Source organism: Dickeya ananatis, assembly GCF_019464615.1.
GTDB classification, from domain to species: Bacteria; Pseudomonadota; Gammaproteobacteria; order Enterobacterales; family Enterobacteriaceae; genus Dickeya; species Dickeya oryzae.
Map to the genome: position 1 here is coordinate 837095 of NZ_CP040816.1, position 15074 is coordinate 852168.

Sequence of the window (15074 nt, forward strand, 5' to 3'; positions counted from 1 at the left end):
GTTTGATATATTACGAATATTTTAGCGCTGAATGAAGCTGGGTAGGCGTGCAGTTTGTAAACCAAGGGTAACTGGGCGCATAAACCAGAAAGCGCCATAGCGGCGCTTTCTCAGGGTAAGCTGTACAGACGAACACATACCCAGACTCACAACGGCTCTGTGTCCGGAACACCACGTACCCGTATCGGCTCTTTGACGGCGTTGACAGCGAGGAGACGCTGAAGAGCGGAAATCGCGGTGTCAGTAAGTTCATGGCCTTTGGTGAGCACCATTAAGTCGTTGGTGGTCCGGATGTCTTCATCCACCACCCAGCCGGGCTTCAATTCGCTAATGCGTGCAGAGCGAACGCCAGCCACGTTAGCGCGGAAATTAGTCAGGGTTTTGATGATGTACTCGGGGATCGGCGGCTTTACCGCGCGCAGAATTTCCCCTGGGTGTTCCAGACCCAGTCCCCGGGCTGCGTGGCGTTCCAGCTCGAGAGCGGCACGCAAGAGGTGAGCGCCGCGGATAACCTCTGTGGGTGCGGTGGACGGGGCCGTCTTGGCCTGGTGGCGGATAATCTCGGCTACCAGCTCAAGGCGGGGAATGTGTTCTACCAGACGACCGGCGACATCCGGGTGTTCCAGAAGGAGTTTTTTCTCGTCCTCCGATAGTTCGCGCTGAGCTGCATCGGCCTGGACGATGTCGGCGGGGATACCAACGCAGCCGATTTGGCTCAATGAGGCGGCAATGGTGTATATCCAGCCATCGGGCCACTCTAGCTTGGGCAGCGCGTGGCGGACACAAGACTGGGCGAAGGCTGCCCGCTGGAAAGCCCATGGAGCAACCATAGCGAGTACGTCGGTCAGCGTTTTGACCGAGGCGGTAAGGGTGGTTTCCAATAATTCTTTTTCCGCGCAGATTAGGCGGTACTGGCTGACGGCGTCGTTAAGCGTTGAAACCAGATCCTCCTTGGGGCAAGGTTTGCAGAGGTAGCGGAAGATAGCCCCTTTGTTGATGGCCGCGATGGAGGATTCCACATCAGCCTGCCCGGTGAGAAGAATGCGCACGCTGTCGGGGGAGATTTCCCGTGCTTTGGACAGGAAAGTGGCACCGTCCATGCCAGGCATACGCATGTCGGACATGATCACGGCAAAACGCTTGCCCCAGCGAACGGCGTCCAGGCCGGCTTCACCACTGTGAGCCACTACTACATCGAATTCGCCAAAGAGGTTGCGTTCCATCGCGGCGAGGACATTGGGTTCATCGTCTACGCACAGCACCCGGGGTAAGGCAGTTTCAGTCATTGAGAGTTTCCTGCGTGTGGGCGAGCATCTTCTGCCACAAGGGCAGGTTGTTTAGCACGCCAGTTTGTTCTAGATAGTCCAGATCGAGGTCGCTGTTATTGGCAAGAGCGACCGCGACATGCACGGTACCAGCCACGCCGAAGGCGTTATTCGCGAAACGGGATGGCTGCTGGTGACATGCCACAGCCTCCACGATATCCATGGGTAACCCCCACAACGCCAACAGATACGCGCTTACCGCAGCCTGTACGCAGGTATTGCCGCGAGTTGTGGTGTCTTGATAGTCGGGCTTTCTCAGTTCGGGGATCAGCAGCGCAATGTTGGCGAGTAAGGCGGCGGTCGCTTCTGGTCCCTGGTGGCCGGAAATGCGGGCGGCCAGGGTGGCGGCGAGCAAGGCGCGCTGTTGTAGCTGGTCTACATAAGGGGCCGTCTTCGCATCTGCCGGGACCTGAGAAGACAGGACGAGCAGCTTCACCTGATCCAAGCCCAGGTGGGTAATGGCGTTGCCGATATCATTAATTTGACCGCCTCTGGAGAAATAGGCCGAGTTAGCAAGCTGCATAATCTTGGCGCTCAAGGCCGGATCACGGCCCAGAAGCTCGGTTATCTGCCGTGTATCGCTGTCAGGGTTGGTAAGGAGGCGGCATATTTCGGTGAACACGTTGGGCGCTGCAGGTAGTTGACTGGTGCGGCCCACTATCTCGACCAGTGCCAGGTCCTGAAACCGGTCGCGCAGGGCCAGGGCGTTGCCTACCATTGCCAATAGCACCGTGCTGTCGCAGGGTTTGGGAACAAAGCGATGGGCCACGTCCAGCATGCGCAAGGTGGCTTCAGGTTCGGAGTAGCCAGACAGGATGATACGTATTGTGCCTGGCCAGCGGTTGCGTACCTGAGAGAGCAGTTCTGCGCCATCCATGAAGGGCATGCGCATGTCGGATACCACCACGTCAGCCGGTTTTTCCTCCAGCATCGCAAGCGCTTCTTGTCCACTATTGGCGAAACGACATTCCCAGTCGGTGTCTTGCATCATGAGGGCCCGTTCAATACCGGAGAGCACCCGACTTTCGTCATCGACGAACATCACTTGCATGCAGGGCAATCCTCTTTGTGGCAGTGAAGGGGCAGTTGCAGGATGAACGCTGTGCCCACACCCTCTTGCGACTCGCAGCGGATCTGCCCATCATGTTTGTCTACCACGGTCGAATAGACAATGGCGAGACCCTGGCCTGTGCCTTTGCCTACGGCTTTGGTCGTGAAGAAGGGATCGAAGATGCGGCTGCGGATCCCGGCTGGAATACCGCTGCCATCGTCTTTAATTCGGATCTCCATATGCTCGCCATTTCGTGCTGCTGATACGATGATATGGCCTTTCTCTTTGACGCCTTCCTGGATGGTATCTGCGATGGCGTGGGCAGCGTTCACTACCAGATTGAGAATGGCCTGACTAATCATGTCGCGCAGACACGGCAGTTGCGGCAAGTCGTCCTCGAAGTGTGTCTCAAGTTCCGCCACGTATTTCCATTCATTGCGGGCGACGGTTACCGTCGTGTTGATGATCTCGCGCACGTCTACCATTTCCTTCTCGTTATGAGACGGATGGGAGAACTCCTTCATGGCGGCTACTATCTTGGCTATATGACCCAGTCCCTCCAGTGATTCGTCTAAAGCGCTTGGGATCTGGCGGCGCAGGAACTCCACTTTAGTGCGCCTGAGGGCCGCGTCGAATGCCACCACCGTGGGGTCTTCAGCCATTTTTTCTCGCGCCGTCTCGGCCAGAGCCAGAGCGGAGTCCAACAAGCTGAGCAGGGAAATGGTGGCAGTCTTAACGAACCCCACATTGTCACAGACGTATTGGGTTGGCGTGTTGATTTCGTGGGCGATGCCGGCGGCGAGTTGGCCTATCGACTCCATCTTTTGCGCCTGCAACAACTGGGCCTGGGTGAAGCGCAACTCGGTCAGGGTTTTTTCTAACTCTTGTCGTTCGTTCTCCAATTCCAGGGTTTTGCGGGCGACCACCTTCTCCAGGCCCACATTCTGCTCCAGGATAGCAAACGGTGTTGCGTGACTGTGCCGGACCTCTTGTGCGATACGGCGCTTGAGGACATCGATGGTCTTGTCCCGGGCGGCGAGCTTGCGTTCGTATTCGTCGACGGACAGCCCCATGGTGGACGTTTCGGAAAATGTTTCTTCAGTCAACGTCTTGTCCTCCGATGGCGATGCCCGTGAATGTCTGGTTCACGTGCAATCCGTTGTATTGCTCACCGTAAGTGGAAAAACCCACTACCCGGTTTTGCATCATGACGTCGCCAATCTGCTGGTCAAGCCCTTCCTGTTCGAACTGGAGTCGACGCAGGATACAGTCACAACCGATGATGACCGCAGGATCAGGGATGGTCTCGTGGACCTTGTCAAAAGCCGCTTTGAAGGTTTGGACTGGGTCCTCCGCTTTGCCGATGGCGATGATCAGCCCTTCTTCGATGGCGCAGTAACACGTGAGAGAGAGGTCTTCGTTCCACTTCTGGATGGAGCGGACGTAGGGCTCATCGCCGAAAGAAAGCACCAGTGGGTTGCGGGAAAAGACAGTTGGTGTCAATTCGTTCACCGTGAGTCCCAAGGCCTCCGCGTAAACCTGAGCGGCAGGTTCGCCGTTTATCTCAAGGATGAGTCGCTTCTCCGGGTCGGCCTCGGTGATGACGAGTTCCACCTCGCTGGGTTCGAAGTGCTGGACCTTAAAGGTGGTGACGGGTGCGCGGGTCTCGATAACGGCGAAGATTGCTGCGTCGGAAATGAATCGTCCATTTCCATCATAGACGTGCGTCCTTTCAAAACGCAGGTCATCGCCAGCGGAACCACCGATGATAGGAACGTTGCCGATCTGCTGGTAGAGATTTGCCGTCAGGCGCTCTTCAACCATAGAAAGACCGTCTACCAGCAGCAGGCCGAAGCGATGTAGGTTCGGCCTGGCTTCCGTATCAAGGCGAATAGCTTCAGCAATATCGGCTATTACCGGGGTGTAATTGACCAACGGGTGAATCATGAAAAAACGGGTACGAAAGCCTCCACCCAATCCGAGACCCAACAGCCCGGAGTGCTGGAAGCCTTTGGTGCCAATCTGACCAGAGGATGTACAGCCTATACAGGGACAGGAGAATGTGTTCTTCAGCTCCCGGCCCAAAACGTCCAGGTCGTAGTCTGGAGAACAGAAAAAAATCACGGTATCAATGCCTTCGTGGCCAATCTGGCTGGCAAACTCGGCGACAGCCTCGACCGGATTCGGCAATTCGCTACTGGCATATTTGGGTTGGAAATTCATGACGAGTTCTCCTTGTATTAAGCAGAAACCTTCGCCTGCGTTCCTGCCTTCTTTGGTTATCCTCTGTCAGTATCCTTCTGTCCCTTATCCCTTTTTAGAGAGGGTAGGCGGTGGTAGTGCAAATAGCAAATATATAGAATTTTATCTTATTTATGAAAATGAGCAGGGCTACGCCTGCCATTGCTATGCTGTCGCCTCCCAGAGCGTACTGGTAGTAAGAAAACGCCCTATGAACAGGTGGATGAAAGGATTTCGTAAATGCAAGGACTGTCGGCTGTGGCAAATCCAATGCGTTTATTCACGGTATCGAAAATGACAAATGATTATTATCTCTGAACAGAATGTGATTGGCATCTGAGCAACGCCGTGCAGGTACCACGCACGAATCTCTGGGGATGACTAAAGCGGTTTGGGTCAGGCCGCTTTGGCTCTGCTTGTCATCACTGATGCCAGAAATGCCGCTATCACCGGCACCAGCGACCCCCACAGTACGGCATTCCAGCCAAAAAGATTCAGTAATGCGCCGGAGGAGAAGGACCCGACGATCATGACGCCAAAGACGATGAAATCGTTAAACGACTGCACCTGCGTTTTTTCCTCCGGGCGGTGATAGTCGATGATTTTCGCCGACGCGCCGGTAAAACCAAAGTTCCAGCCAATGCCCAGTAAAATCAGTGAAAGCCAGTAATGCATGACGTCTGTTCCGGCCAACCCTGCCATGACTGACAACCCGGTGATAAATAAACCCGCTGCGCCAATACGTCTGGCACCGAAGTGGTGGATCAGTTTGCCGGTAAAAAAGCCTGGCGCGTACATGGCAATCACATGCCATTGGATACCCAGATTCGAAGCGTGTTGGGAAATGCCGTGCATGTGCATGGAAAGCGGCGCTGCCGTCATCAGAAAATTCATTACCATATAAGAAACGGCACCGCTAAATACCGTGCGGGAAAAACCGGGCTGACGAACAATCTCACGCAGAGGGCGGCCACCGGCTTGGGTTTGCGCTACCGGTTCGGCTGAGGTGACGCCAAGCAGCACCAGTGCGGATACGGCAGCAACCAGCGCCTGTGCGATGAAGGTGATGGCAAAGGTATGAGGAGGCCAGAAATTCATTGTGCTGGTAACCAGCATCGGGCCGATAACACCAGCCAGCACACCGCCGCCCATGACCAGAGAAAGGGCACGCGAGCGCCGCTCTTTCGCCACGCCATCTGTCGCTGCAAAACGAAACGAGAGCGCTACCGCGGCATAGGCTCCGCCCATAAATGCAGCCAGACAAAACAGCAAAAAAGAGCCAATGACGACAGCCAACGCGGCAGTCAGCCCCGTGGCGATGCCTGCTCCTGTCCCTGCCATAAACACGGCTTTTCGACCCTGCTTTTTAGCCAGCGCACCGAACGGCAAAATGCACGCCGCCATCCCCAAAACAAACACCGTTATCGGCAGTGTAGCCAGCGTGCTGTCAGGGGCAATGGCATTGCCGACAATCGCACCCGTCGTATAAAACACAACTGAGTTGGCACCCGCCAGCGCCTGAGCGGTGGCAAGGCGGAGAATATTGCTATTTTGCTGGCTGACGGATAACGCTATCTCAGTATTCATCAATGATTTTTCTCTTGGTTATTGGTGCCTGGCACTCTATGTTACCGCAATGATCGTTATTGCCATGATCATTGCACTCTTGCCCGTGCACTTGCCCGCCTGTTTCTGGAGAAAACCGCATCGATGAATTATCTCAAAGTATTGGGTTTCGTTTTTATCGCCATTGTGGTGTTGTCGTTTGGGCGCAGTCTGGCACAAGTTTCATGGAGCGAAGAGAAGGCGCGTTTCTCCAGCCAAGGGGTTTGGACTGCACGGCGTGATTCTGCCGGTATCGCGCCGGATCCTGTGGCGTTGAGCCGTGTTGCCATCGTACAGGTCTATGCCGCACCCACTTACGGCTGGCGCGGCCTGGTGGCGGTTCACCCCTGGATCATCGTTAAAAAAGCCGGTGAAACCCGTTACCAGCGTTATGAAGTGATCGGCTGGGGTGGCGATGATGTCGTACGTCGTAACGATTCCGTGCCTGACGGGTTTTGGTTCGGTTCAATGCCGCGGCTACTGGTTGAACATCGTGGGGTGGGAGCCGCCGCGATGATCCCGAAAATAGAAGCGGCAATTAGCAGCTACCCCTGGCCGCATACTTATCACGCCTGGCCCGGCCCGAATAGCAATACCTTCATGGCGCATATCGGCCGCGAAGTCCCCGAACTGAAACTGGATCTGCCAGCCAATGCCATCGGTAAGGATTTCCGCGCGTTGACACACCCGGTTGGATTACCGCCGTCGGGAAGGGGGGTACAGGTATCGTTACTGGGTATATTGGGTCTGACGGTAGGTGCGGAGGAGGGCATTGAAATCAATATATTAAGTGCCAATCTGGGCGTGGATTTCAACCCGCCAGCCTTGCGCTTGCCGTTTATCGGCCGCCTGGGGTACGACAAAGCGACAACGTATGAACGGTGAACGCTGACGCCGCCACATCTGCGCAGGTTACTGTTCTCTGGCAACGGCGAAAGGGGCTGTGGCGGTGATGTCATGTCGGTAATGATTCAATAAAAAATCACTTTTAATGAATAAATAAGCGGTTGTTTCTAGATCTGGATCATCTTTTCTCGCTATTAACGCGATTATGTTGGTACTTCCGTGTCGTGCCGGATGCGAACGGGAGCGAAAAACCACAGAATTCAATCGCCAGAGGGAGGAAGTATGCTGGATCATTTGAGTATTCCGGTGTCTGATCTACGGCGTAGCCGTCAGTTTTATGAACAGGCGTTAAAGCCACTCGGTTATGAGCAGGTCAAAGACATGAAATTTGCCGTGAGCTTCGGCGTGTTGATGGGATACGGGGAGTCTTCCGATCCGGGTGGTGAATTTTGGATTTTTCAAGGTGAGCTGTCATCACCACCGACAACGCATTTTGCTTTCAGTGCCGAATCACGAGCCGAGGTCGATGCCTTTTTTGCCGCTGCGGTAGCGGCGGGCGGGGTGGATAATGGCCAGCCGGGCGTGCGTGCTCAATATCATCCTGATTATTATGCTGCTTTTGTGCGTGATCCGGATGGCTACAACATCGAAGCGGTCTATCACCATGCCGTGTGAAACGGCGGAGCAGCGCTGTACCCCACCGGTGGCTGTACCTTGCTGATGTAGCGATGTCCTCAGCAGGCAACGTAACCGATACGGTAGCGCTGTGTGCTGTCATTCGCCGTGGTGGCAGCCGCGGGCAACGGCAAAAAATCCATCTGCAACTGACGCCAGTGGCTGACATCCCATGCTGTCATCATCGCTTGCGTGTCGCCACTCAGCCAGTCCGCCAGGTGGCTATAAGGCGGAATCGGTGTGATGACTCGCTGGGCGATAGCCCCCGCTTTCACCTCGCTGGGTTGCGGTATTTTGCCCGCCAGCCAACAATCGATATGCGGCCAGCCAAAGTCTCGCGTCAGGGCGGCAAAACCGGGACTTTGCAGAAACGCCGCCATCCCCTGACTGTGTTTCCACACATAAAGCGGTGCGTACAGGTTGGCAACCGAAGGAATATCCGGATCGTGACGTTTTGCGTACAGATAGGCTTTAAACAGTAATCCGGCAAACCCGTCCAGCCTGGCACCATTCCTGGCAATGCGTTGTTCGATCGTTTCCATATCGTAGTCCGCTGGCAGGACAAAACTGTATTGCATGACGATCATCATGCCTCCTGTTGATACATGACGCCACGGCTGAAACTCCAGTCGTCCGGCGTAGTGAACTGGATAACGACCATCACATCATCGGGTGGCAGTGCGAGTTGCGTGTGCAGCAACTGCTGTAATCGCCGGTAAAAACCGCGTTTTTGCTCGCGGCTGCGTGGTTTGCCCGCCGTAATGTGAAAGAGCGTATAACGTTCGGAGCGCGTACCCGCCTGGTAATGCGATGCGTAATGCAACATCCCGGCGGGTCGTTCTTCGATAACCTGGAAGCGGTCATCGGCGGGAACGTCAAATTCTTCTACCAACGCCTGATGAAACAGGTCGGCAATCTGGTGCAGTTCATGCGTAGGACGCCCGGCCTGAACGATAATGCGGGTAAACGGCATGTTTTATCCCTCCTGTGACAGGCATTCCAGCGCCGAGACAGCGGCAGGCCAGCCTGCATAAAACGCCAGATGCGTGATGGCTTCCACCAGTTCATCATGTTGCAAGCCATTGCGGCTGGCGAAGTCAAGGTGCCAGGACAACTGGTTCGGGCGGTTCAACGCTATCAGTGCAGCAACGGTAATCAGGCTGCGGTCGCGTGCAGAAAGGTTCGGTCGTTGCCAGATATCGTCAAACAAGACATCGTTGCTGAGTTGTGCCAGTTTCGGGGCGACATGTTGCAGTGTTTCGCGGGTAAGTGGTTGTGACATAGCATTCTCCTGTGGTGTTCATGGCGATGAAGGGATTGTGTCTTTGTGCTATGGTTTTTAAAATCGAAATATTTGGCATTGATCGTCCTGAAAAACGGGATTAAAAACATGAGAAGACTCGTCACGTTGGATCTGGATGCTCTGCGCAGTTTTGTCGTCGGGGTGGAGTTAGGCAGCTTTGCGCTGGCCGCGCAGCAGCTTAGCCGTTCAACATCCGCGGTCAGCGCGCATCTGAAAAAGCTGGAGCAGCAATGTGATGCCACCCTGCTGCGTAAGGATGGGCGTCACCTGAAGCTCACAGATAGCGGCGAGATTTTGTTGAATTACGCCCATCGCATTCTGGCGGTCAATGACGAGGCCATGCATGCCGTGCGCGGAGCGCGTGTTGAAGGGGAAGTGCGGTTCGGTATGCAGGAAGATTTTGGTGAAAGTCTGATGCCGGATGTGCTCGGCCGTTTCGCCCGCGCTTATCCGGGAGTGCAGATCAGCGCCCGTATTGCCCGCAACCGTGAGCTGTGTGAGGCGATAAGCCAGCAACAGCTCGATTTGGCGTTAAGCTGGCTTGATGAGGAGAGTATGCCAGGTATTGCCGCACTGGCGCATCTGCCGATGCGCTGGATTCGTCATCCATCGTTTGAGATAGCCGACTATCTGGAGACTGGACGGCCGCTGCCACTGGTGATGTTTGAAGCGCCATGCCTGATGCGCCGACGGGGAACCGACGCACTGGATAAGGCCGGTATCCCCTGGCGGGTGGTGTTTGTCAGCCGCAGTCTTAGCGGCATCTGGGCGGCGGTTAATGCGGGACTGGGCGTTACGGTACGCTCTGCGATAGGCATGCCGTCGTCTCTCACGGCGGTGACCCATAACCGATTGCCGCCATTGCCCGAAATAGGCGTTGCCCTGTTGCAGGCACCCGCCAGCCTGCCTGATGCCACGGCGCGTTTGAAACAATTGCTCGAGGAAGAGCTATCGCACCAGTTGCCTCAGGTATTATCCGTATGAATCACAAAGCCGTTGCCATCCGGCTGAATCTCCGGTTTTAGCGTCAGCGCCGGGATGGTGTAGTCCCCGGCGTTTTGCCGCCGAAAACGAATGGGTGCGTCATGCCACAGGGTGTCGAGACGCTGCTTCAACGCATCGCAGGTGTGTTGGTAGCGGGCTTCATCCATACGGCTGGTGTGGTAGACCACAAAGGGTGGCATCACCTCAAAACCGGGGTAGTACAATATGCCGTGCTGGATGGGAAACAGCACATCATCAATAGGCCCGTTGATGCCGCGAGGTCCATAGTGTGATTCCCACCCTCCGGTGGTGACCAGCAACATGGCGCGTTTGCCTGCCATCATCCCTTCGCCATAGCGATCTCCCCAATGTGTCTGCGAGTGTTCCCCGACACCGTAGGCAAAACCATAGGCGTATACCCGGTCTATCCAGCCTTTCATAATCGCGGGCATGGTGAACCACCACAGTGGAAATTGCAGGATGACGGTGTCGGCCCAACGTAATTTATCCTGCTCGGCGGCGATATCCGGCGACTGTGTTCCTTGTGAGAAAGCGCGCTGCGAATCCAGCGATGGATGGAAAGGCGCATTAGTGTGGGGATCGGTGTTGTCATCGGCGTCCAGCGTCGTTTTCCAGCGCATGGCATACAGGTCGGACACCTGAACCTGATGCCCGGTGTTTTCCAGATGGCTAACGATGACATTTTTCAGTGAACCGTTGAGTGAACGGGGCTCCGGATGAGCATAAACCAGTAATACTTTCATTATTGAGTCTCCTTTATTGGCGCAAGCACAGCATAGGAGGCGGTCTGATATAGTTAAAATGAATGTTAACTATATTGGGTATAGCCATGAATAATATCAGACGGTTGGATCTGAACCTGCTGCTGACGCTGGATGCACTGTTGGAAGAACACAATGTCACCCGTGCAGCGCGACGACTTAACCTGTCCCAACCGTCGGTGAGCGTACAACTGGCGCGATTGCGAGCTATTTTTGATGATCCGTTACTGTTGCCCGGTGCCAGAGGAATGACACCCACCGCCAGAGCGGATGCATTACGGGAGCCATTGCGGCTGGCGCTGGAGTCTCTTGAGCAGGCTATTGCGCCTTCCGCGCCGTTTAATCCGAAGACTGCCGAAAATACCTGGCGGATATCGGCGTTCGATTATGGTGAGTCGACGATTCTGCTGCCGGTCATGAACCAACTGCGTCAGGACGCACCGCATACCCGGCTGGCGATTCTGGAGACACCGCCGTCCGCCATGTTGCAGCGAATGGAACAAGGCGATATCGACCTGGCGTTGCATACCAGTGACATGGCGCACCCGGCGATGCGCAGGCGTGTGCTCTTTCGTGAACACTATGTATTGGCTGGCAGGGTTGGGCACCCGCATCTATGTGACCCATTAACGCTGGAACAGTTCAGTCAGTTAGAGCATGTGATAGTGTCGCCGGATGGCGGTGGTTTTCACGGTACAACCGATGTCGCACTGATGGAGAGAGGGTTAACACGAAAAGTGGTGCTATCAGTGCCGCATTTTCTGTTCATGATGTCCGTACTGACCACTACCGACCTTGTAGCTATGCTGCCATCCCGGTTGCTACGCGGTCAGACCGGTCTACAGGTTGCGACAGCACCCATCGAGCTTCCGGGATTTGAGATGGCGATGTACTGGCATGAACGCTGGCATCGCGATCAGGCACATCAATGGCTGAGGGGATTGATCGCCCAGGCGGCGTTATGAATACCTGTTCAGGTACAAAGTGGTGATGTAAGTGGAGCGGTTTTAGCTCCACGCACTCTTTGCAGTTTACGGGGGTTGATCTCTTACCTTTGTTCGGATCTCTGATTTAGCCTGGTGCTGGTATTGGGTGGAGATCATTTATGGTGTCAGTCAGCCCATTTCCCGGCAATAAACATGGGCTGGCTAAAGCGTAGCGATATTAGGTGAAACTATTTAGGGTTTTCCCGCCATTGACAGGTCATCATTCTAATAATTCACTTCCTGTAACTGGAATTAGTTTAGATATAAGTGATGGATAGAGGGGAATGCCGTAGGAATATTCTAATTATTGATCTCACCCTGCCTGATTAATTGGTGGTGAACAGTGATGGTCTATTGTAAATTTAATTCGCTAGTTGTAATTGAATTGGTTAAATAAACTTCCTTTAAGTGAGTCTTATTTTTAATATAGTCTCTATTATAATTGTGATCGTTGTAATTAGTAGCTTGTTTCTGTAAATAACTCTTGTTGACACCTGTGATTCTGTAAATTATTATTTTTTGAAATTCTTTAATTTGTAGTGTTTTGCTATTCTGTTTTTTCGTTATTTTACTCAAGGGTTTCTTGAGAAGAGAAATGTAGCTGTTTTTTTAAAGGGGAATGATAACGGGTTGTATGATACGGAAAGTGAGCATCTGCGGTGTTAGGGGTAAATTTTGCCGGTATCAATACGACTGATGTGAGGTGGATGAAAGGAATTTCATTTGAAAAGTTTTTATGATAGTAAAAATATCCAGTTCTGGAATGAGCTGGCACGCATTCATTCTGGCCAATCAGATTATGATGTTAATAATTATGACCCGTGCCGATATCAACTTAAAGATATTGAGTTATCTGAACTAGGTGACCTGCGAGGTAAAAGAGTACTGCATTTACAATGCCATATTGGGCTGGATAGCTTTGCTCTTGAGATAATGGGTGCAGAGGTCAGTGCGATTGATTACTCTTCTGACGCTATTGATACCGCTAATTCGATAAAGAATAAATTTGGTCTTAATACCCAATTTTACTGTGCCAGTGTCTATGATATATCCACGTTAGCGCTCGGTGAGTTCGATATTATCTTTACCTCCTACGGCGTTTTGGTCTGGCTCCAGCATCTGGATTTGTGGGCGAGTACTATTGCTTCTCATCTAAAACCTGGTGGCGAGTTATTGTTGATTGATGAGCATCCGATTGCGAAAATGTTCAGTAACCCCCTCCAGGATAATTCACCATTTGATGGTAGTACATTATTCAATGCTACCCGAACGGATGCACCTGTAAAAGCGAATTATAAATATTCGTATGCCAATGAATATCATCAGATAGAAAATCAGGAGCAATATGTCTGGTTTCATAGTCTGTCTGAAATTATTACCAGCCTGACTAACAAAGGGTTGTGTATTACAGCCTTTCAGGAATTTGATAAGAGCTTTTATAAAGCATTCTCACAATTATCACTGCATGAAGATGGTTGGTGGCGTTTCAGTAATGGTTTTTCATCAATTCCACTGACGTTTTTTCTACGGGCAAGAAAATTTTAGAAAAAAGGATGGTTATGCAAGAGTTAATTTTAGCAGTTAATCTCCCGATACTGGCCGACGGAACCGTAACCTACGATGGCAATGTAGTACTGGCTACCCGAGATAAAGTGATAACCGCAATCGCAGAAGAACGGGTTTCCAGAAAAAAATACGATGGTCATGTCACTTGTGCGGTGAGGGAAATACTGCAGCGTAATAAACTGACATTGAGTGATATTTCCGCTGTCTCGGTGGTGAGTTTTGGACAGCCAATGAATGGCAAGGCTGGGCTTGATGGCAAACTTAAACAAGAGATTGATTCCCTGTTTCCCGGAGTGGAGCGCATTCATGCTGTGACGTCGCATCATTCAGCTCATGCGTTAAGTGCGGTTAGCCAGACTGATATTCAGCGTGCCCTGGTCGTTGTTGCCGATCACACCGGAAATATTATTGGTGAACGAGTGGACGCTGATGTGCTGGAAAATAATGCGGCGGAGCAGGTCAGTTATTATCTGTACGAAAATAATGATCTGATACTTCTCGCCCAGGATAATACACAGCCTTGTGATCAGGGATATGGCCGGTTTTATGGCGATATTACCTGCTATTTGGGCTTTGATAGTTATCGTGAGTCAGGCAAAACCATGGGGTTGGCCTCTTTCGGTAATCCAACGATTTTTGCAGACTATTCGCCGTTTATTGAAACACCGCAGGGTGAAGTCTCTGCTCTGAGAGATGAGCCTTATTCTGATGATTGCACTAAGGATCTTAAGCGTTGGTTTAAAAAGCAAGGGCGTGATATTCCAGAACGTCGCCGCAAAGGGGACGTGATTCGTCCGTTTGATATGCATTTGGCTGCCTGGGCTCAGGATCAACTACAAAAATCAATCATTCGTCGAGCGAAAGCACTGCTTGAGCAACATCATATCGATGCGTTGTGTGTGGCGGGCGGCGTGGCCATGAATTCGGTGATGAATCGAAAATTGGAAGAAGAATTAGGAATTACAGTATATGTGCCGCCGTCTCCGGGAGATGCCGGGTTGGCGTTAGGTGCCGCCGCGGAGTACTTCTGGAAAAAAGATCATCGGGTGCCTAAGTTTGACAGTTCTGCTTATCTGGGGCCGGTTTATACTGAAGAGGACATTACAGGCAGCTTACGTGCCTGTGAGAATGAATTCAGTATTCAGCGTGTCAGCCAGCCAGAGCAATTAGCCGCCCGCTTTATTGCCGAAGGGAAAATTATCGGTTGGTTCCAGGATCGCAGCGAGTTCGGGCCTCGTGCGCTTGGAAACCGTAGTATTCTCGCTTCACCAACCAATAGCTGGACAAAAGAAATCCTCAATAGCCAAATAAAACTGCGTGAATGGTTCCGCCCTTATGCCCCCGTGGTATTGGAGGAGGCTGCTGATAAGTATTTTGATATGCTATCGCCTGTTCCTTATATGATGAAGGTGGCTCCGGTGAAAACGCAGGCTAAAGTGGATATGCCTGCCTGTATTCATGTCGATGGCACAGCCAGATTACAAACCGTTTCTGTTGCGTCGAATAAAAAATTCTACCAGTTGATTAAGACACTGGAGAGCCTGACCGGCATACCGGTAGTACTCAATACCAGTTTTAATCTCGCGGGAATGCCTATTGTTGAATCACCGGATGATGCAATTGAGTGTTTCAGGAGCGCCATCGGTATGGATGCTCTGTTTATCGGTAGTTATTTGCTGGAAAAGAAACAGAGCCTTTAACGCAAGGAGG

Annotated in this window: 15 protein-coding genes; 6 read left to right on the forward strand and 9 right to left on the reverse strand. The window is 52.5% G+C overall.

The genetic code is table 11. From position 1 onward, the window contains the following. Positions 1 to 146: 146 nt before the first annotated feature. The 5 genes from FGI04_RS03660 to FGI04_RS03680 all read right to left on the reverse strand — a co-directional run bounded on the left by FGI04_RS03660 (position 147) and on the right by FGI04_RS03680 (position 6204). On the reverse strand, positions 147 to 1286 hold the full coding sequence (locus FGI04_RS03660) for a response regulator (protein ID WP_342700228.1): 1140 nt from the start codon (positions 1284 to 1286) through the stop codon (positions 147 to 149). Further along, a complete protein-coding gene (locus tag FGI04_RS03665) occupies positions 1279 to 2376 on the reverse strand; it encodes an HDOD domain-containing protein (protein WP_342700229.1) in 1098 nt (365 codons plus the stop codon). Before FGI04_RS03665 ends, FGI04_RS03660 begins: the two co-directional genes overlap by 8 nt. After that, complete coding sequence (locus FGI04_RS03670; RefSeq protein WP_407336288.1) at positions 2367 to 3482, reverse strand: sensor histidine kinase; 1116 nt, start codon at positions 3480 to 3482, stop codon at positions 2367 to 2369. Before FGI04_RS03670 ends, FGI04_RS03665 begins: the two co-directional genes overlap by 10 nt. After that, positions 3475 to 4599, reverse strand: coding sequence for an FIST N-terminal domain-containing protein (locus tag FGI04_RS03675; RefSeq protein ID WP_407273840.1), 1125 nt, complete (start codon positions 4597 to 4599; stop codon positions 3475 to 3477). The genes FGI04_RS03670 and FGI04_RS03675 overlap by 8 nt, the downstream gene beginning before the upstream one ends. Positions 4600 to 5013: 414 nt before the next feature. Beyond that, the gene (locus tag FGI04_RS03680) at positions 5014 to 6204 is read right to left on the reverse strand and encodes an MFS transporter (protein WP_407273839.1); all 1191 of its coding nucleotides are present in this window, start codon (positions 6202 to 6204) and stop codon (positions 5014 to 5016) included. 123 nt (positions 6205 to 6327) lie between these two features. On the opposite strand from FGI04_RS03680, the gene FGI04_RS03685 reads away from it, so the two are divergent. Next, entirely contained in the window at positions 6328 to 7107 is a 780-nt protein-coding gene (locus FGI04_RS03685) for a DUF3750 domain-containing protein (RefSeq protein ID WP_342700233.1), read from the forward strand. Between the two features lie 243 nt (positions 7108 to 7350). Then, a complete protein-coding gene (locus FGI04_RS03690) occupies positions 7351 to 7743 on the forward strand; it encodes a VOC family protein (RefSeq protein WP_342700234.1) in 393 nt (130 codons plus the stop codon). A 59-nt stretch (positions 7744 to 7802) separates the two neighbouring features. On the opposite strand, the gene FGI04_RS03695 is transcribed toward FGI04_RS03690, so the two are convergent. The 3 genes from FGI04_RS03695 to FGI04_RS03705 are packed head-to-tail and all read right to left on the reverse strand — an operon-like array spanning position 7803 to position 9025. Next, positions 7803 to 8333: a DUF4865 family protein gene (locus FGI04_RS03695; protein ID WP_407273838.1), complete on the reverse strand. Its 531-nt coding sequence runs from the start codon at positions 8331 to 8333 to the stop codon at positions 7803 to 7805. Further along, on the reverse strand, positions 8330 to 8716 hold the full coding sequence (locus tag FGI04_RS03700; protein WP_023640443.1) for a tautomerase family protein: 387 nt from the start codon (positions 8714 to 8716) through the stop codon (positions 8330 to 8332). Before FGI04_RS03700 ends, FGI04_RS03695 begins: the two co-directional genes overlap by 4 nt. Before the next feature lie 3 nt (positions 8717 to 8719). Beyond that, a complete protein-coding gene (locus FGI04_RS03705) occupies positions 8720 to 9025 on the reverse strand; it encodes a carboxymuconolactone decarboxylase family protein (protein ID WP_038905210.1) in 306 nt (101 codons plus the stop codon). Positions 9026 to 9133: 108 nt separating this feature from the next. Here FGI04_RS03705 and FGI04_RS03710 point away from each other — a divergent pair, with 108 nt between their 5' ends. Beyond that, positions 9134 to 10030, forward strand: coding sequence for a LysR substrate-binding domain-containing protein (locus FGI04_RS03710; RefSeq protein ID WP_342700236.1), 897 nt, complete (start codon positions 9134 to 9136; stop codon positions 10028 to 10030). Here FGI04_RS03710 and FGI04_RS03715 read toward each other — a convergent pair. After that, entirely contained in the window at positions 10012 to 10794 is a 783-nt protein-coding gene (locus tag FGI04_RS03715; protein WP_342700237.1) for an NAD(P)H-dependent oxidoreductase, read from the reverse strand. The two genes, FGI04_RS03710 and FGI04_RS03715, sit on opposite strands and share 19 nt — an antisense overlap. Positions 10795 to 10880: 86 nt before the next feature. Here FGI04_RS03715 and FGI04_RS03720 point away from each other — a divergent pair, with 86 nt between their 5' ends. From FGI04_RS03720 to FGI04_RS03730, 3 genes are all read left to right on the forward strand, one after another. Next, positions 10881 to 11777: a LysR family transcriptional regulator gene (locus FGI04_RS03720; RefSeq protein WP_342700238.1), complete on the forward strand. Its 897-nt coding sequence runs from the start codon at positions 10881 to 10883 to the stop codon at positions 11775 to 11777. Between the two features lie 744 nt (positions 11778 to 12521). Next, complete coding sequence (locus FGI04_RS03725; protein WP_407273837.1) at positions 12522 to 13343, forward strand: class I SAM-dependent methyltransferase; 822 nt, start codon at positions 12522 to 12524, stop codon at positions 13341 to 13343. A 14-nt stretch (positions 13344 to 13357) separates the two neighbouring features. After that, positions 13358 to 15064 (forward strand): carbamoyltransferase C-terminal domain-containing protein, encoded by a 1707-nt coding sequence (locus tag FGI04_RS03730; protein ID WP_407336289.1) that lies wholly within the window; start codon positions 13358 to 13360, stop codon positions 15062 to 15064. The last annotated feature ends 10 nt before the right edge of the window (positions 15065 to 15074 follow it).